16 protein-coding genes, 1 tRNA gene and 1 pseudogene are annotated in these 16,449 nt (G+C 61.3%); 12 read left to right on the top strand and 6 right to left on the bottom strand.

The window, feature by feature from the left end; translation table 11 throughout:
- Nucleotides 1-358 precede the first annotated feature (358 nt).
- Nucleotides 359-856 carry a DUF1993 domain-containing protein gene (locus EFD55_RS15490; RefSeq protein WP_125845929.1) on the top strand — a complete coding sequence of 166 codons (498 nt, stop codon included), beginning with the start codon at nt 359-361 and terminating at the stop codon, nt 854-856.
- Between the two features lie 7 nt (nt 857-863).
- Here the strand turns inward: EFD55_RS15490 and EFD55_RS15485 are convergent, their stop codons facing one another.
- Nucleotides 864-2,423 (bottom strand): alkaline phosphatase family protein, encoded by a 1,560-nt coding sequence (locus tag EFD55_RS15485; RefSeq protein ID WP_125845928.1) that lies wholly within the window; start codon nt 2,421-2,423, stop codon nt 864-866.
- Nucleotides 2,401-3,384, bottom strand: coding sequence for a UDP-glucose 4-epimerase GalE (gene galE, locus EFD55_RS15480; RefSeq protein ID WP_125845927.1), 984 nt, complete (start codon nt 3,382-3,384; stop codon nt 2,401-2,403). The genes EFD55_RS15485 and galE overlap by 23 nt, the downstream gene beginning before the upstream one ends.
- A gap of 232 nt (nt 3,385-3,616) precedes the next feature.
- On the opposite strand from galE, the gene EFD55_RS15475 reads away from it, so the two are divergent.
- Both EFD55_RS15475 and EFD55_RS15470 read left to right on the top strand, forming a co-directional pair.
- On the top strand, nt 3,617-4,261 hold the full coding sequence (locus EFD55_RS15475) for a ThuA domain-containing protein (protein ID WP_125845926.1): 645 nt from the start codon (nt 3,617-3,619) through the stop codon (nt 4,259-4,261).
- Nucleotides 4,262-4,322: 61 nt separating this feature from the next.
- A complete protein-coding gene (locus EFD55_RS15470; RefSeq protein WP_125846133.1) occupies nt 4,323-4,892 on the top strand; it encodes a GNAT family N-acetyltransferase in 570 nt (189 codons plus the stop codon).
- 84 nt (nt 4,893-4,976) lie between these two features.
- Here the strand turns inward: EFD55_RS15470 and EFD55_RS15465 are convergent, their stop codons facing one another.
- Nucleotides 4,977-5,231, bottom strand: a complete 255-nt coding sequence (locus EFD55_RS15465; RefSeq protein ID WP_125845925.1) for a DUF2934 domain-containing protein — start codon at nt 5,229-5,231, stop codon at nt 4,977-4,979.
- 199 nt (nt 5,232-5,430) lie between these two features.
- On the opposite strand from EFD55_RS15465, the pseudogene EFD55_RS15460 reads away from it, so the two are divergent.
- A pseudogene (locus EFD55_RS15460) lies at nt 5,431-6,867 on the top strand (DUF6880 family protein).
- 21 nt (nt 6,868-6,888) lie between these two features.
- A complete protein-coding gene (locus EFD55_RS15455; RefSeq protein WP_125845924.1) occupies nt 6,889-7,449 on the top strand; it encodes a DsbA family protein in 561 nt (186 codons plus the stop codon).
- A 35-nt stretch (nt 7,450-7,484) separates the two neighbouring features.
- On the opposite strand, the gene EFD55_RS15450 is transcribed toward EFD55_RS15455, so the two are convergent.
- Nucleotides 7,485-9,116, bottom strand: coding sequence for an ArnT family glycosyltransferase (locus tag EFD55_RS15450; RefSeq protein ID WP_125845923.1), 1,632 nt, complete (start codon nt 9,114-9,116; stop codon nt 7,485-7,487).
- 445 nt (nt 9,117-9,561) lie between these two features.
- Nucleotides 9,562-9,651: transfer RNA gene (locus tag EFD55_RS15440), tRNA-Ser, on the bottom strand.
- Between the two features lie 305 nt (nt 9,652-9,956).
- Here EFD55_RS15440 and rplU point away from each other — a divergent pair.
- The 4 genes from rplU to EFD55_RS15420 all read left to right on the top strand — a co-directional run bounded on the left by rplU (nt 9,957) and on the right by EFD55_RS15420 (nt 11,943).
- Nucleotides 9,957-10,274, top strand: a complete 318-nt coding sequence (gene rplU / locus EFD55_RS15435; protein WP_004676173.1) for a 50S ribosomal protein L21 — start codon at nt 9,957-9,959, stop codon at nt 10,272-10,274.
- A gap of 33 nt (nt 10,275-10,307) precedes the next feature.
- Complete coding sequence (rpmA, locus tag EFD55_RS15430) at nt 10,308-10,577, top strand: 50S ribosomal protein L27 (RefSeq protein ID WP_003567620.1); 270 nt, start codon at nt 10,308-10,310, stop codon at nt 10,575-10,577.
- A gap of 125 nt (nt 10,578-10,702) precedes the next feature.
- Nucleotides 10,703-11,359 carry a GNAT family N-acetyltransferase gene (locus tag EFD55_RS15425; protein ID WP_125845922.1) on the top strand — a complete coding sequence of 219 codons (657 nt, stop codon included), beginning with the start codon at nt 10,703-10,705 and terminating at the stop codon, nt 11,357-11,359.
- Complete coding sequence (locus EFD55_RS15420; RefSeq protein WP_125845921.1) at nt 11,356-11,943, top strand: GNAT family N-acetyltransferase; 588 nt, start codon at nt 11,356-11,358, stop codon at nt 11,941-11,943. The genes EFD55_RS15425 and EFD55_RS15420 overlap by 4 nt, the downstream gene beginning before the upstream one ends.
- A 37-nt stretch (nt 11,944-11,980) precedes the next feature.
- Here EFD55_RS15420 and EFD55_RS15415 read toward each other — a convergent pair whose 3' ends face one another.
- A complete protein-coding gene (locus EFD55_RS15415) occupies nt 11,981-12,847 on the bottom strand; it encodes an endonuclease/exonuclease/phosphatase family protein (protein WP_125845920.1) in 867 nt (288 codons plus the stop codon).
- A gap of 84 nt (nt 12,848-12,931) precedes the next feature.
- Between EFD55_RS15415 and obgE the strand changes: the two genes are divergently transcribed.
- Genes obgE through EFD55_RS15400 form a run of 3 tightly spaced genes read left to right on the top strand, consistent with a single transcriptional unit; the run spans nt 12,932 to nt 16,446 of the window.
- Nucleotides 12,932-14,020, top strand: a complete 1,089-nt coding sequence (obgE, locus tag EFD55_RS15410; RefSeq protein WP_125845919.1) for a GTPase ObgE — start codon at nt 12,932-12,934, stop codon at nt 14,018-14,020.
- Nucleotides 14,007-15,170, top strand: a complete 1,164-nt coding sequence (gene proB / locus EFD55_RS15405) for a glutamate 5-kinase (protein WP_125845918.1) — start codon at nt 14,007-14,009, stop codon at nt 15,168-15,170. Before obgE ends, proB begins: the two co-directional genes overlap by 14 nt.
- Nucleotides 15,163-16,446 carry a glutamate-5-semialdehyde dehydrogenase gene (locus EFD55_RS15400; protein WP_125845917.1) on the top strand — a complete coding sequence of 428 codons (1,284 nt, stop codon included), beginning with the start codon at nt 15,163-15,165 and terminating at the stop codon, nt 16,444-16,446. The genes proB and EFD55_RS15400 overlap by 8 nt, the downstream gene beginning before the upstream one ends.
- Nucleotides 16,447-16,449 lie beyond the last annotated feature (3 nt).

Raw genomic sequence — 16,449 nt, 5'->3', positions numbered from 1 at the left:
GCCCGGCTGCACCCTCCTCACGCCGGAGCCCCAGGCAATTTGCCCTGAAGCCGCAATCCCCTGCATGCGCCACCTCTCCCGTGGCGGTCCGAAAAACGGAACAAACAAACCGTCAAATTTGCTCTGCGGAATATTCATTCCATTTTCTGGGAACGACGTCAAGCCTCTTTAGCGGTGGCGGCGAGACGAAGATGCGGGGACAAATGCCGGGGCTTTGCCACCGGCGCCTTGCATTCCCCACATTGTGAAAGGCGAAGGGAACCTCCATCTATGGGAGGGCCGAAGGCAGGCTCATGGCCGTGGCGCCTTCGCCCTATCGCCGCGGCCGGATCATTTGAAGATTTTGGAGACAGGACAGATGTCCATTTCGATATATCGCCTTACAGTTCCCATGTTCCAGCGCGGCCTTGGCAGCCTGAAAACCTATCTCGACAAGGCCGAAGCCTATGCGAAGGAAAAGAATTTCGATCCCGGCATATTGATCTCCACCCGGCTGGCACCCGACATGCTGCCGCTTTCCGGCCAGTATCAGCGCGCCAGCGACAGCGCCAAATTCACGCTCGCCCGCCTGACCGCGACCGAGGCTCCGAAGTTCGAGGACAACGAGAAGACGTTCGACGAGCTGCGCGAGCGCCTGGAAAAAACCGAAGCCTATCTCGCCGGCTTCTCGGCCGAAGCGCTGGAAGGCACGGAAAGCCGCCAGATCACCCTGCCGGGCAAAAGCGGCATCGTCCTGCCGGGCGACGAATATGTCGCCACCTTCGCCCTGCCGAACTTCTATTTCCACGTTGCGACGGCCCACGCCATCCTGCGCAGCCAGGGTGCGCCGATCGGCAAGCGCGATTATCTCGGTTAGAAAGATATCAGGGCCGGCGCTTGACCGGCCCTTTTTCCGTGAGTTCGGTATAGGCGAGCGTCTGGTCCAGATGCCGCGCCCTCAGCGAAAGCAGCTTCTCGGCATAACAGAGCCGGATCGCCAAATGGGCCGGATCCGTAGCGACATTATCGAGCTCCATCGGATCGTCGCGGAGATTGAAGAGCAGCGGCGGCAGCCCGGTGAAATGCACATATTTGAACCGCGTGTCGCGGATCACGGCGAGGTTGCATTCGTTGGACCTCAGCCCGAAATACCGCTCCGCCTCGCCCCCGGCGATATCGCGGAAATCAAATTCCCAGAAGGCCGCATCCCGCCAGCCCTCTGCCCGCCCGCCCGTGACGAACGGCATAAGCGAGCGCCCGTCGAGCCCGTTTGCTGCTTCGATGCCGAGCCTTTCGCAAAGGGTGGGGAAAATATCCGCGGCACTGGTGAAATCGTCGACGGTTCCGCCCGCGCCACCGCTTGCGGGATCGCGGATCACCAACGGAATATGATAGCTGCCGTCAAAGAACCCGCCCTTGCCGAGCGTCCAGTGATCGCCGGCCATCTCGGCATGGTCGGAAGTGAAGACGATCAATGTATCGTCCCACGCGCCGGCATCTTTCAGGGCCTGCCAGATGCGGCCGAGCTGCGTATCGACCTCCGATATCATGCCGTAATAGATCGCCCGAATCGCCGCGAAATCCTCCGCGTTCCAGCAGCTGAGCGATCCCGTCGCACCATAGACGAAGCTGCCCTTGTCGGAGCGTGGCATGGCATACGCAAGATAGGGATGGCTGTCTTCTTCCGCTTGGTGGTTTTGCGCACGCGCAAAAGCCGGACCGTCACCAGACTTGAACATGCGGTTGAACGGCTCCGGCACGGAGAACGGCGGATGCGGGCGCAGGAAGGAGATATGAGCAAACCAGGGCCTGTCCTGCTCGCCCATCCAGCGGATGAACTCGCCGGCCAGGAAAGCCGTCTGCGTCTCGTCGCGCGAGTAGGCCGGCGCCGCATCGGAAATTTCTCCCGGCGCCGCGCCGACGGGAATGTGGATATCGCGACTGACGGCATTCATGTGGCCGCGGGACCTGAGCCAGGAGAGCCACTGTCTCTCGTGCTCCGGCAGAAGCTGGCGAGCGATGAAGCCCGGCAACACGCCTTCATAGGTCGTCAGGTGAGGATCGTTCCTGTCCATGCCGCGCGGATCGGGCGCCGTGTCTGTATAGCCGAACAGCGTCGGATCGTATCCGGCCCGCCGGGCCGCCAGCGCCAGATTGTCGAAGCGGGCATCGAGCGGCGAACCATTGCGGCAGACGCGATGGTTCATCTGATAGAGGCCCGTATAAAGCGTCGCCCGCGCCGGCGAGCAGGGTGCGGCCCCGGCATAATGGCGCCGGAAGAGCGTGCCTTCCCGCGCCAACGCATCGACAGCAGGCGTTTTCACGCAAGGATGCCCGACGCCCGACAGGCAATCGCCGCGCCACTGGTCCGCCGTGATCAGCAGGACGTTCGGCCGGCGGGCCTTCTCAATGCGGGTTGGCTCAATGCTGGTTGGATTTTGCATGCCAGTTCCAGGCGGAGCGGATGATCTGAGACAGATCATATTGCGGCACCCAGCCGAGCACGTCGCGCGCCTTGTCGTTATTGGCGACCAGAGTGTGAGAATCGCCTTCGCGCCGGCCGATATATTCGACCGGGAAAGGTCTGTTCGACACATCTTCGATCGCGCCGAGCAATTCCTTCACCGTCGTACCGGTGCCCGTGCCGAGATTGAGTGCTACGGATTCTCCGCCTCTCAAGAGATATTCGACGGCGCGCACATGCGCATCGGCAAGATCCAGCACATGGATATAGTCGCGCACGCAGGTACCGTCGCGGGTCTCGTAATCGCTGCCGAACACCTTGAAACCCTGCCGGCGCCCGAGCGCGGCATCGATCGCCAACGGTATCGCATGCGTTTCCGGCTGGTGCCATTCGCCGATCCGGCCCTCGAAGTCGGCGCCGGCCGCATTGAAATAGCGCAGCACCACCGAGCGCAGGCTCCTGTACTGGTCGTAATCGGCAAGCGCCTGCTCGACGATATATTTCGTCCGTCCATAGGGATTGATCGGCACCTGCCGGTGCGTCTCGTCGAGCGGCACGCTCTGCGGCAGGCCGTAGGTCGCGCAGGTCGAGGAGAAGACGAAGGCATTGATACCGGCCGCCTGCGCCGCCGAAAGCAGCGTCAGGGTGCCGATCACATTGTTCTCGTAGAAGGAAACCGGATCCTTGACCGATTCGCCGACCTCGATCAGGGCCGCGAAATGCAGGATCGCCGCCGGCTTGTGCTTGGCCAGCACCTCATCCAGCCGGGCGCGGTCGCGAATATCGCCTTCCTCGGCCGGTCCCCATTTGACGAACTCGCGATGGCCGTTCGAAAAATTATCGAAGACGACGGGCTTGTAGCCCTTGTTTGCCAAGTCGAGGCACGTATGCGAGCCGATATAGCCGGCCCCACCCACAACAAGAACCGTTTCACCTGCCATGTATCACCCTTGTTATTCAATGAGAGATAGGCGGAACCTAGACGAGATACACGTCAATAAAAAGAAAGAACTGCAATCAACCTGGACGGACAATACGTCAAATGGCGATATCGCTTCCGGCCGGCACAGGGTTCACCGCGGGGCATTGACGCGAATGTTGGCGCATTATTCGCGTGATTTGCATAATCGTCTGATCTAGTGGGCAAGGAATGATTTCGGCGGAGGGCACAATATGAAAAAGGCGATCATCGTCTGGGGTGGCTGGCAGGGCCATGAGCCTGAACAATGCGCCGGAATCGTCGCCGATCTCCTGCGCGAAGACGGATTTGCCGTCGAAGTGACCGGTGATCTCGGCATCTTCGCCTCGCCTCAACTCGCAAGGGCCGATCTTCTCGTGCCTGTTATCACCGGCGAAACGCTTGAAAAGGCTCACGCCAGCGCCCTGGTCGAGGCTGTACGCGGCGGGCTTGGGCTCGGCGGCCATCACGGCGCGCTCGCCACCTCCTTCAAGGAAAGTGCTGCCTTCCGCTACGTCTCCGGCGTCACCTGGGTCGCTCATCCTGGCAATATTATCGATTTCCGCGTCGGCATCACCCGACAGAACGACCCTGTCATGGAAGGCATTCCCGACTTCGACTATCACTCGGAGCAATATTACCTCCACTACGATCCGAGCGTCGAAATCCTCGCGACGACGACCTTTACCGGCACTTACGATCCGGCGGCGCGCAATGTCGTGATGCCCGTCGTCTTCAAGCGCCATTTCGGCGCCGGCCGCATCTTTTATTCCGCCCTAGGCCACGTCGCCGCCGAATTCGACCATCCCTATATGCCGCTGATCCTGCGGCGCGGCCTCGGCTGGGCCGCCCGCCAATAGAGTTGGAGCGGCGGGGAGCAGGCGCTTGCCGATCATCCGGCCGCGCCATATCTTCCCCCGCATGCAGGACCGCTTTTCTTTCTTCCCCGCAACCGCCGACCGCCAGGCCGATATAGAAGCGGTCTTCGACGATTGCTCCGGCGGCCGGAATTGCCGCTGCGCTTACTGGTATCTGCCGAATGCCGACTATAAAGCGGGATGGGGGGAGGGAAATCGCAGCTGGTTTCGAAGCCTCATGACCCAGCCCCGCCCGCCCGGCATTCTCGCCTGCCATGAGGACGAGCCGGCCGGATGGTGCGGTGTGGCGCCGCGCGCCGTCTTCGACCGGCTGCGCCGCTCGAAACCCTTCGCTCCGATCGACGACAGGCCGGTCTGGTCGATCAATTGCTTCATCGTCCGCAAGCCGTTCCGGCGTCAGGGCTTCTCACGCCTGCTGCTGAAACACGCCGTCGAGTTTGCAAGGGCGAATGGCGCTGAATGTCTCGAGGCCTATCCCGTCGATCAGGCGGCCCGTGCTTCGAACGGCGCCGAACTCTATCCGGGAACGCTTTCGATGTTCCTCGATGCAGGCTTCGTCGAAGTGACAAGACGCCTGCCGGCAAGACCGATCGTCCGCCTGGAATGTCGCTGACTATTCTGGTTGCAAAAATCGCTCCGTGGTTTTTCCTGTGCCATTCCGGACACGAAACCGATAAGCACCTTTGCTGAAATTGCCTTAAAGGGCCGCTTTCCGCTGTCGCTCGTTCTCGACTTCGAGGACCGGCTCGTCATAGACCCGCATCAGCCGCCCGGCTGCCTTCAACTTCTCGATGAGATCGTTTCCATCGGGCGAGGCCTTCGTCAGCTCCAGCTGCTCGAATTCCCTCATCGCCTGCATCCAGTGGCTTTCCCCGCGCCCTTCCGGCCGGCCTTCCGATTCCCACAGCGAATAAGCGCGCTGGCTGACCCAGGCGTCTTTATTATGACTCATCATCAACCCCAGCGAGAAATTTGGAAACAATATTCGACAGGCATCAAGGTGCCAAAACCGGCTTTAGGAGTCGTTACGAGGCAGCGTTAGTTTTTAGCTAATACAGAGGCGCCGAGGGATTAACCCTTGCGCACATTCCCCACCTTGGCCCCGTACCGCCTCCAAGATAGGGTCATGGCAGAAACGACGGCGATGACCCATGGCAGCCAAGACAACACTCAATGCGAAGAATCTCGAATCCCTTGGCGCCCCGCGCCTTGCCGAGCTGCTGATCGAGATCAGCATGGGCAGCGCCGCCCGCAAGCGACGGCTGCGAATGGAGCTTGCCGGCAATCACGGCAGCGTCGAGATAGCGCGTGAGGTACGAAAGCGGCTTGCCAGTATTGCCCGCGCTCGCACCTTGATCGACTGGCGCAAGGTGAAGGCGCTGAAAAACGACCTGGAAACGCAGCGCAAGACGATCGCGGAGACTGTTGCCGCCGATGATCCCGAAGAGGCCTTCGAACTGATATGACAGTTCCTCGCACTGGCGGATTCAATCTTTGAGAGATCCAACGACGGCAGCGGCTCGCTACTCCAAAGTTTTCATCAGGCTTGTGAGGATGCCGGCGCAATCGCCCTCGCCGCCAGGATCGATATCAACGTTCTGGCCGACAAGGTGTTCAGAGCCACGCAGAATGATGGCTATGGGCAGTACGACAACCTGATTGCGGCGATGGCGCCGGCTCTCGGCAAAGATGGCCTCAATCGCCTGAAAACCCTTTTCATCCAATGGTCCAAGGAGCCGACGGACACGCCGGCGGAGGATAAACGCGAGATCATCGGCTGGAACGGCGGAAGCCCGATTTACGAAGATGAGATCCACGGCAATCACCGGGATCTGACGGTGCGCATCGCTTTACAGGAAGTTGCCGACGCCCAGGGCGACGTCGATGCCTACATCGCGCAACAACCCGAGAAAACGCGCAAGACGCCGACGATTGCGGCCGATATCGCCCATCGCCTGCTCTTGGCCGGGCGGGCGAAGGAAGCGCTTGAGACGTTGGACGAGGCCGACATGAGAAGCTGGACCGCCATGCCATTCGAATGGCAGCTTGCTCGCGTCGACACGCTCGAGGCGCTGGGGGACGCAGAGGAGGCGCAGGCCTATCGATGGGAGTGCTTCAAGCGGTCATTGCATCAGGAACACCTCCGGGCTTTCCTCAAACGACTGCCGGATTTCGACGATCTCGAGGCCGAGGAGAAGGCATTCGCCCATGCCCAGACTTTCCCTGATATCCACCACGCACTCGGGTTTTTCCTGAATTGGCCGGCGCCTGCCGAAGCGGCAAAACTGGTGGTGACGAGGAAGACGGAACTGGACGGCGATCTCTATGAGCTGATGACGAGGGCGGCCGACGCTCTGGCGGAGAAACACCCGCTCGCGAAAACCATTCTCTTGCGCTCCATGATCGATTTCACGCTCGAAAACAGCCGCTCCAGCCGCTATAAACACGCGGCGAGACATCTTGCAGACTGCGCGTCCCTCGCGCCTCACATCGATGACTTTGGCAACGCAGGATCCCATGACGTTTATGTCGCGGAGCTTAAGCGTCGGCACGGCAAGAAGCATGGCTTCTGGAGCCTGGTAACCTAAATCGCTTCGGAGAGGAATTCCATAATGACCACTTCCTGGCACGCAGACCCGCTGACTTGGGGCAACGGCCCGCGCATCTTCGAGGCCTTCCTCGAGCTGACCGATCCTTACTCAGCCAAGGCATTCAACAAGCTCGACGCCCTTCTCGATCAAGCCGGCGTAGACAGGATCACCGTAAAGATCCGCCTGCAGTCGCAACCCTGGCATATGTATTCCGGTGTCATCACGCGCTGCGTCATCGCAGCCTCGACGCTGGAGGGCGGCAAGGAGACGGCAAAGAAGGTCATGGCCGCGGTTGCCGCGCATCGAGAGGAATTCGAATTCGACAAACACGCGGGCGGCCCGAATATGGACGTGACGCCGAACCAGATCATCGAGCGCCTGGAAGGCTACAGCGGCGTGAAGCTGAAAGAGGCCTTCGCAATCCCGGATCTCGATCGGGAGATCAAGTGGCACTGCAAATATGCCCGGCAGAACGGCATCCATGTCTCGCCGACCTTCATGATTGACGGTCTGGTACAGACAGATGTGAGCAGCGGTGACGAGGTCGCAGCCTGGGTGAGGAAGGTGCTGAGTACCTGACGCTGGATTTGCGGGCGTCCCGACTGCCGCAGCCCTTATGGGCGCGTGATCCTATAGACCAGCAAATCATCCGAATCGACAAGCTTGGTTGCGGTCTTGTCCAGATAGTCGATGACCCCGGCATGATGCTCGACGAACAGCAGGTTCTGCTTGTCGGTGGCGTTCTTGGCCGCGCCGAACAGATCCGCACCCTGCGCACGCAGTTCCTCGAGCTGCGCGATCGCGGTGGCGTCATCTGCGACGAATTTCGACCATTCGACATCGCCTCCACCAGGCGGGAACACCCAGCCGCGCGCCCTGCTGTAGTAGACTGCGACGGGATCGCCGGCCTCGGGCGCGATGGCGACGACGAGGTCGCCCGGTTGCGCCAACCGCGCCAGTTCCTCGCCCAGCAGCTTGCCCTTCATGGCGATTGGCTTCTTCATCGTCCTGACGAGGGGAACGGTCGACCAGACAAGCGTGACGGCCACGATGCAGATCGAGCGAAGTACGAACGCCGGCGTTGGAACGGTTCGCGACGCAAGCCTTGCCAGAAGAAGCGCACCGCGGCCTGAGAATATCGCGACCGGCACATGGAAGATGTGGAAGTTCCACACATTGCTGGTGATCTCGCCCGCCGCCACCAGATAGACGATCACGGCCGCAGCCGCCCACACATAGGGAATGCGCGAAAGGGTGCGTTGCCTAGGGTCTTCGGCAGGTCTGGGCGGCATCCACAAGCCGACTGCGAGCAGCAGCATTAACGGATAGCCGTAGAACCACAAGGTCGAGGTGTTCCACGCGGATTGGAAGTAGAAACCGTTCCTGAAGTATGTCCAGAAGCCGTCATCCCAGATATAGCCGCCGCTGCCGGCGACATGAAACGGCGGATAGCTGCGGCCGAGATAAATCGCCCAGCTGAAATAAGCGCCGATGACGGCCAGGCTCAGGAGCCCCGACAGGAAGACCCAGCTCGCTTGCTTCCACTTCTTCTCGAGAATCCAGCAGACCGTCAGATAGAAGATGACAGCACCGGCGGCGAGGCCTGGTGGCTTTGACAGCACGCCGAGCGTGAAGCTGATTGTGGCGAGCGGCAAGAGCCAGCCGCTGCCGCCGACCCAGTATTTGACGAACAACCAGACGCCAAGAGTGACCAACGCCAGCATCGCGGGATCGGGAAGAAACGAGCTGTCGATCATGATCGCCGCCGGCATTAGCGCGTAGGCAAGTGCCGCCGCGTGGGCGTGCATCTCGCCCCAGCATCGCGCTGTTAGCCTGTGCAGCGAAAACACCGTCATCAGACCGAAGAAGGCCGCAACCGTGCGGCCGAACAAGTCGTGCCAGCCGAAGAGTTGGTAGAGCAGGGCTGTGATATAGCTGACGATCTGGAACTCGCGGCCCTGATAGCTTGGCCCGGGCCCGGTCCAGCTGACCTCCGGAAAGAAGATGTTCCAGCTGCGCTGCTGGAAATTGTCGGCCATCATTGCGGTGCTGATCTCGCGCCAGCTGAAGCCGTCGACCAGCGGCAAGGTGATCTTGTGGAACCTGAACACGATCGCAATAAGGAGGATCCCGAGCAAGATCGCCGTATCCAGGCTCAGGAAGTTGCGAGCAGCCGTGTCCCGGCCGGTCGTCTGTTGCGGGTATTGCCAACCTTCGGCCTGTTTCAATTCCGGATCGTCCGTCATCTGAAACCGCGCCCTGCCTGACGCAACCGCGGCGGGATCGGATGGAGCGGAAGATTGGGCTGCACGGAATCTCGCCGCCGGCGCGGTCGGCTGCTGAGCGGCTCGTAGGCGTCATCGAGCAGCGGCTTGAAAGGCTTGCGGGGCGGCTTTGTCATGACCACAATTCATCAGCAATGCCTTAAAAAGCAATTCGCCCAGATTGATTACTTACTGGCGGGTGGTTGATTGACGGGGTGTTGGCGCCGGACGCGAAGGAGGCGGTGCGCGACTGACTCAGACGCTCGTAGCGCCATCCTCTTGATCCCGACGGTTAAGGTCTGGCGTCGCGCCGATTCTCAAGGCAGCGAGCGCACTTCAACTTTGCCTGCCGGGATCGTATCTGGGATCACAATTTGCCGAGATCCAAATAAAGCGCAACAAATGCAATGGCTTGAGCGCGTGAAAATGGCGGAGAGGGTGGGATTTGAACCCACGATACCCTTGCAGGTATGCCGCATTTCGAGTGCGGTGCATTCGACCACTCTGCCACCTCTCCGCGGTCTTGGTCGGCGCTTGTTCGGCGCGGGCGTTCTCATAACGAGCAAATGACAGGCTGGCAAGCCGAAAAGTCGAAACATTCCATCCTTTTGCCTTGACACCTTTTTGTCACTCGCGTATCTCGGCTGCGCAATAGGTTTGGAGAAATCCGTGCCTAGCTCGTCCTGCGCTCGCGCGGGGCTTCACCGGCAGGAAGAGTTCGAGGTTTTCCCTCTGAAATCCCTGCTTAACTTCGACTGATAAAAAGACGGCCACCTTGCTCAAGTAGCGGGGAGAGCTGGAACGAACATGAAAGGATAAAAAATGTTCGCAGTCATCAAGACCGGCGGTAAGCAGTACCGTGTGGCAGCCAACGACGTGCTGACCATCGAAAAGCTGGAAGCTGCCGCAGGCGACTCCATTGAATTCACCGAAGTGCTCGTGATCGGCGAAGGCGCCGACGCTGCGATCGGTGCGCCCTTCGTTACCGGCGCCTCTGTCAAGGCAGAAGTCGTCGAACAGAACCGCGGCAAGAAGGTCATCGCCTTCAAGAAGCGCCGCCGTCAGAATTCGAAGCGTTCGCGCGGCCATCGTCAGCATCACACGGTCGTCCGTATCACGGACATCGTGGCTGCCAAGTAAGATCAACGGGACAAGGTTTAAAGGAGAACTCCAATGGCACACAAAAAAGCTGGCGGTTCCTCGCGCAACGGTCGCGATTCCGAATCCAAGCGCCTTGGCGTGAAGAAGTTCGGCGGCGAAGCCGTCATCGCAGGCAACATTCTCGTGCGTCAGCGCGGGACGCAGTGGCATCCGGGTTCCAACGTCGGCCTCGGCAAGGATCACACGATTTTTGCACTTACCGCCGGCAATGTGAACTACCGAACGAAGGCCAACGGTCGCGTCTACGTGTCTGTCATGCCGAAAGCCGAAGCAGCGGAATAAGCCGGTAGCGCTCAAAAACAGCCGGCGTCTCATCGACCCGGCTGGCCGTACCAGGTTCAGTCTAGAAAACAGGGGAGATGGGGCGCCACCTCCCCTTTTTCTTTGTCCAAACAGGAGGACTGAACATGCAAGGCGAATTGATAAGGGCAGACCAATCACGGTCGCCCAGGGAAGACCAGCGGTCTCCCAAGGAACGGCTGAGGCCGGAGCGGTTAAGGACCGATTGCCCTGTCTTATTATCGGAAAGGCTCGTCATGCGCGCGCCCCACGAAGAAGACATCGACGCCCTTGCCCATCTCGCCAACAACGCCAAAGTCGCCACCATGGTATCGCGTATGCCGCACCCCTATACCGCCGATGATGCCGCCGACTTCGTTTGGCGTACGCGAAATGGCGAGATCGGTAAGTGCGTCTATGCCATCACCAAAGCCGAAAACGGCGCCTTCATCGGTTGCTGCGGCGTGGAACCGCACGACGACGGCAAGACCGTCGAGATCGGTTACTGGCTAGGCGAACCCTATTGGAACCAGGGTTACATGACCGAGGCCTGCCATGCCCTGGTCGATATGGTGTTCAGAACCCGCCAGGACGTCGATCAGATCGACGCTCGTTGCCGGGTCATGAACGTCGCCTCGCGGCGCGTCATCCAGAAGTGCGGCTTCCAGTTCCAGGGATCGGGGCTCGCCGCCTCGCTGGCGCTGGGCAGCAACGTGCCGGTCGAGTGGTACAGGCTTGATCGCAAGACCTGGATGTCCCTCAGAAGCTGGGGGAACATCGCATGAGCACGACGGCACTGCAAAGGCCGGAGACCAAGCCGATGATGCCCGGCCCCGCGCCGGTCATTTCGACCACCCGGCTGACGCTCCGCCCCCACAGGTTGAGCGATGCGCCTGCGATCGCGGAATCGTTGTCCGATTTCGCGGTCACGCGCATGCTGTCCCGTGTACCTGCCCCCTATGATCGGCAGGATGCGCTGGACTGGCTGATCCCGGTCACATCAGGCACTCTGCCGGACTGGCCGCTCGCAATCACCGGTGCGGACGACGTCCATATCGGCAACGTATCAATCGAGCTGCGTCATGGTCGCTGGCACCTCGGCTACTGGCTGAACCGCTACTACTGGCGGCGCGGCTATATGAGTGAGGCGGTGGCTGCGATCATCGAGCGCTTCTCGCGTCGCATGCCGGAGACACCTGTTTATTCCGGTGTCTTCGCCGACAACCCGGCTTCGCTGCGATTGCAGGAGAAGCTCGGTTTCCGCATGACGGGTTGCGGCGAAATCTATTGTTTCGCCCGCAACACCATGGTGTCGCACATCGAAACGGTACTGCAGCCAGGCGCGCTGCAGCCGCGCAAGGTCGCCTAATCGAAAAGGAGACGCCGCCCGTCGGGCGGCGTCTTCGTCAATCGCCGATCACGACCCATAGCGGAAAGTGATCGGAGCCGTCGGATTGCGTATCGATCCGGGCAGATTTCAACCGGCCCTCCAGGCCGCAACTGACGAAGCAATAATCGAGATGCATGCGTTTGCCGTGATCCTCGGGATCCATCCAGCTGTAGCTCTCCGGACGGTGGGCCTTGAGCGCCGCAAAGGCGTCGACCGGCGTGCCAACCCTGGCCACCCGGCCGTAATATCCACCGGCAGCACCGGCAAGCGCGCAATATTCCGGCGATTCCGGCTCCATGTTGAAATCGCCCATGATGACGTAATCCTCCGGCAGCGGCGGCTCGGGCTGCTCGAATTCGGCCGCCCCCGTCAGCGACCCGCCCTCCTGGGCGAAGGCATTGATATGCGCGTTCAGAAATTGCAGCTGACGGATTCGCTCTTCGGGCGAGACATGGTCGAGATGGACCGAATAGAGGCGGATCGCGCCGTGGGGAATAGCGATCACCGCCTCGGTCGCGCCGCGCTGCAGGTTGATCTTGCCGATCGTGCGGCTGCGCGGCAGAAGCAGCGTCCGGGTCGAAAGGATCGGCCAGCGAGACAACACCATGTTGCCGAACTGGAATCGCGTGCCGCGTACCGGCTGAACCCCGCCTTCATCAGCCTCGACATGCATGTCGCAGGCCGGCCCATACACCCAGAAATAGTCGGGAAAGAAGGACGCAACATTGGTCGGCATGTCGGCAAAACCGTTACGGGAGAAGCCGCGGGTTACCTCCTGCAGGGCGATGACATCCGCCCCCTCGAGGCTCCGGGCAATCCGCGCCAGATCGTATCTGCCGTCGAGACCGAAGCCATACTGTATGTTATAGCTCGCAAAAATCACGATAATCTTTGACCTCCGTCGGAACCGCCTATATCGAATGGGCCGAGACGGGCCGTCCAACTGCCACCGGATACTGGAAGTAAAATGAAATTTCTCGACGAAGCAAAGGTCTATATTAAGTCCGGAGACGGCGGCGGCGGCAGCGTTTCCTTCCGGCGGGAGAAATTCATCGAGTTCGGTGGGCCCGACGGCGGCGACGGCGGACGCGGCGGCGACGTCTGGGTCGAGGCCGTCAACGGCCTCAATACGCTGATTGATTTCCGCTATCAGCAGCATTTCAAGGCGACGATCGGCACCCATGGCATGGGCCGGAATCGCACCGGCGCCAACGGCAGCGGCGTGACGCTGAAGGTTCCCGTGGGCACCCAGATCTTCGAGGAGGATCGGGAGACCCTGATCTGCGATTTGACCGAGGAAGGTCAGCGTTACTGCCTGGCGCATGGCGGCAATGGCGGCTTCGGCAACGCTCATTTCAAGACCTCGACCAATCAGGCACCGGATTGGGCCAATCCCGGCCTGCCCGGCGAGGAAAAGACCCTCTGGCTGCGCCTTAAGCTGATTGCCGATGCCGGCCTGGTCGGCCTCCCCAATGCCGGAAAGTCGACCTTCCTTGCATCGGTCACCCGCGCGCGGCCAAAGATCGCCAACTATCCCTTCACCACGCTGCATCCCAATCTCGGCGTTGCCACGGTCGATGAGCGGGAGTTCATCCTGGCCGATATTCCTGGCCTGATCGAAGGCGCCCATGAGGGCGTCGGTATCGGTGACCGTTTCCTCGGCCACGTCGAGCGCACCCGCGTGCTGCTCCACCTCGTCTCCGCCCAGGAGGAGAAGGTCGGCAAGGCCTATAAGACGGTCAAGCACGAGCTCGAAGCCTATGGCAACGAGCTGACGGACAAGCCTGAGATCGTGGCGCTGTCGCAGATCGACGTGCTCGACGAGGCCGAACTGAAGAAGAAGACGAAGGAATTGGCCAAGGCCTGCGGCAAGACGCCGTTCCAGATCTCGGCTGTGACAGGCAGGGGCATGACCGAGGTCCTGCGCGCGTTGCGCGACGTCATCGTCGAGGAGAATAGCGAGGAAAAGCCGGCAAAGGTGCCGAAGCTGCGCCATCGCGACATGGTCGTCACCGATGAGGACAACGGCGAGGATGAGGCCGATGACCAGCCGTAAGCCACTTGGCCGTTACCGCCGCGTCGTCATCAAGATCGGTTCCGCCCTTCTGGTCGATCGCAAGGCCGGGCTGAAGAAGGCCTGGCTCGACGCCATGTGCGCCGATATTGCAGGCCTGAAGGCCAAGGGCATCGACGTGCTCGTCGTCTCCTCGGGCGCGATCGCGCTCGGCCGCTCGGTGCTCGACCTGCCCTCGGGCGCGCTGAAACTGGAGGAAAGCCAGGCCGCAGCCGCCGTCGGCCAGATCGCCCTGGCGCGCGCCTGGTCGGAAAGCCTGTCGCGCGACGAGATCGTTGCCGGCCAGATCCTGCTGACGCTCGGCGATACGGAAGAGCGCCGCCGCTATCTCAATGCGCGCGCCACCATCAACCAACTGCTGAAAATCGGCGCCGTGCCTATCATCAACGAGAACGACACGGTCGCGACCAGCGAAATCCGCTACGGCGACAACGACCGCCTCGCCGCCCGCGTCGCCACGATGACCGGCGCCGACCTGCTCATCCTTCTCTCCGATATCGACGGTCTCTACACCGCGCCGCCGCATCTCGATCCCAATGCCACCTTCCTGGAGACGATTGCCGAAATCACCCCCGAGATCGAGGCGATGGCCGGCGGCGCCGCCTCCGAGCTTTCGCGCGGCGGCATGCGCACCAAGATCGATGCCGGCAAGATCGCGACCACATCAGGCTGCGCCATGATCATCGCTTCGGGCAAGACCGAGAGCCCGCTCTCGGCGATCGAAAACGGCGCGCGTTCCTCGTGGTTTGCGCCCTCCGGCACACCCGTCACCGCCCGCAAGACCTGGATTGCCGGGCAGTTGCAGCCGGCAGGCGAACTGCATGTCGATGACGGCGCCGTCACGGCACTCGGGGCCGGCAAGAGCCTGCTTCCGGCGGGCGTACGCAGCGTTTCCGGCCTCTTCAGCCGCGGCGATACGGTGGCGATCATCGGCCCGGCCGGCCGCGAGATCGCCCGCGGCCTGGCAAGCTACGATGCCGAGGACGCACGCCGGATTGCCGGCCGCAAATCGGCGGAAATCGAGGCGATCCTCGGTTATGCCGGGCGCGCCGCCATGGTCCATCGCGACGACATGGTGATGACCGCGCAGATCAAATCGGAAAGGCAGAAGAAGGACGCGAGCTATGCTTGATGCCGTTGCGCCAAGCCCTGACATTGACGCGCTGATGAACGACATCGGCCGCAAGGCAAAGGCTGCCGCGCGACCGCTGGGCTTTGCGTCCACCGAAGCGAAGAACAAGGCTTTGAATGCCATGTCCGATGCGATCCTGGCGAACAGGGCGCATATTCTTGCCGAGAATGCCAAGGACCTGAAGGATATCGAAGGCACCGAAACGCTTGCTTCCTTCGTCGATCGGCTGACGCTGAACGACAAGCGCATTACCGAAATGGCTGAGGGAATCCGTGCCATCGCGGCTCTGGCCGATCCGGTGGGCGAAGTGATCGCCGCCTGGGACCGGCCGAACGGCCTGAAGATCGAGCGCGTCCGCACGCCGCTCGGCGTCATCGGCGTGATCTTTGAAAGCCGGCCGAACGTCACGGCCGATGCCGGCGCGCTCTGCCTCAAGGCAGGCAATGCGGTCATCCTGCGCTGCGGTTCGGATTCGCGCCGTTCATCGCAGGCTATCCATGCCTGCATGGTCGAGGGCCTGAAGGCGGCCGGGCTTCCAGAGTATGCTATCCAGCTCGTTCCAGTCGCCGATCGCGCCGCCGTTGGCGCCATGCTGCGCGGCCTCGACGGGGCAATCGACGTCATCGTGCCGCGCGGCGGCAAGAGCCTGGTCGCCCGGGTGCAGAGCGAGGCCCGCGTGCCGGTCTTTGCCCATCTCGAAGGCCTTTGTCATATCTATGTCGATGCGTCCGCCGATATCGAAATGGCGAAGAAGATCGTCGTCAACGCCAAGATGCGGCGCACGGGTATCTGCGGTGCTGCCGAAACGCTGCTCGTCGACGGTGCGGCGATCGGCACGCATCTGACGCCTCTGCTTGAGGTTCTCACGGAGGCGGGCTGCGAGATCCGCGCTTCGGCAACGGTGCTGAAAGTCGCACCCGGCATGAAGCCCGCGACCGAGGAAGATTGGTCGACCGAATTTCTCGATGCGATCATCTCGGTCGCCGTCGTCGACGGCATATCCGGCGCGATCGCCCATATCCAGACATATTCCTCGAACCACACCGAGGCCGTCATCGCCGAAGACCCCGGCGTCGTCGAGCGTTTCTTCACCGAGGTCGATTCGGCGATCCTGCTGCACAATGCCTCGACGCAGTTTGCCGATGGCGGCGAGTTCGGCATGGGCGCGGAAATCGGTATCGCCACCGGCAAGATGCATGCTCGCGGCCCCGTCGGCGTCGAGCAGCTCACCTCCTTCAAATACCGGGTGCGCGGTGCGGGACAGACACGACCTTGACGT

Source organism: Rhizobium pisi (genome assembly GCF_003938655.1).
GTDB classification, from domain to species: Bacteria; Pseudomonadota; Alphaproteobacteria; order Rhizobiales; family Rhizobiaceae; genus Rhizobium; species Rhizobium pisi.
The sequence above is the reverse complement of the archived record's forward strand: the minus strand, read 5'-3'. Positions and strand labels throughout refer to the sequence as shown.

Excerpts from the sequence above, each read along its gene's own strand:
- EFD55_RS15470 (WP_125846133.1), top strand. The coding sequence starts at position 4,323 with ATGCAGGACCGCTTTTCTTTCTTCCCCGCAACCGCCGACCGCCAGGCC.
- rpmA (WP_003567620.1), top strand. The coding sequence starts at position 10,308 with ATGGCACACAAAAAAGCTGGCGGTTCCTCGCGCAACGGTCGCGATTCC.
- EFD55_RS15425 (WP_125845922.1), top strand. The coding sequence starts at position 10,703 with ATGCAAGGCGAATTGATAAGGGCAGACCAATCACGGTCGCCCAGGGAA.
- proB (WP_125845918.1), top strand. The coding sequence starts at position 14,007 with ATGACCAGCCGTAAGCCACTTGGCCGTTACCGCCGCGTCGTCATCAAG.
- obgE (WP_125845919.1), top strand. The coding sequence starts at position 12,932 with ATGAAATTTCTCGACGAAGCAAAGGTCTATATTAAGTCCGGAGACGGC.
- galE (WP_125845927.1), bottom strand. The coding sequence starts at position 3,384 with ATGGCAGGTGAAACGGTTCTTGTTGTGGGTGGGGCCGGCTATATCGGC.
- EFD55_RS15485 (WP_125845928.1), bottom strand. The coding sequence starts at position 2,423 with ATGCAAAATCCAACCAGCATTGAGCCAACCCGCATTGAGAAGGCCCGC.
- EFD55_RS15465 (WP_125845925.1), bottom strand. The coding sequence starts at position 5,231 with ATGAGTCATAATAAAGACGCCTGGGTCAGCCAGCGCGCTTATTCGCTG.
- EFD55_RS15490 (WP_125845929.1), top strand. The coding sequence starts at position 359 with ATGTCCATTTCGATATATCGCCTTACAGTTCCCATGTTCCAGCGCGGC.
- EFD55_RS15420 (WP_125845921.1), top strand. The coding sequence starts at position 11,356 with ATGAGCACGACGGCACTGCAAAGGCCGGAGACCAAGCCGATGATGCCC.
- EFD55_RS15475 (WP_125845926.1), top strand. The coding sequence starts at position 3,617 with ATGAAAAAGGCGATCATCGTCTGGGGTGGCTGGCAGGGCCATGAGCCT.
- EFD55_RS15450 (WP_125845923.1), bottom strand. The coding sequence starts at position 9,116 with ATGACGGACGATCCGGAATTGAAACAGGCCGAAGGTTGGCAATACCCG.
- EFD55_RS15400 (WP_125845917.1), top strand. The coding sequence starts at position 15,163 with ATGCTTGATGCCGTTGCGCCAAGCCCTGACATTGACGCGCTGATGAAC.
- rplU (WP_004676173.1), top strand. The coding sequence starts at position 9,957 with ATGTTCGCAGTCATCAAGACCGGCGGTAAGCAGTACCGTGTGGCAGCC.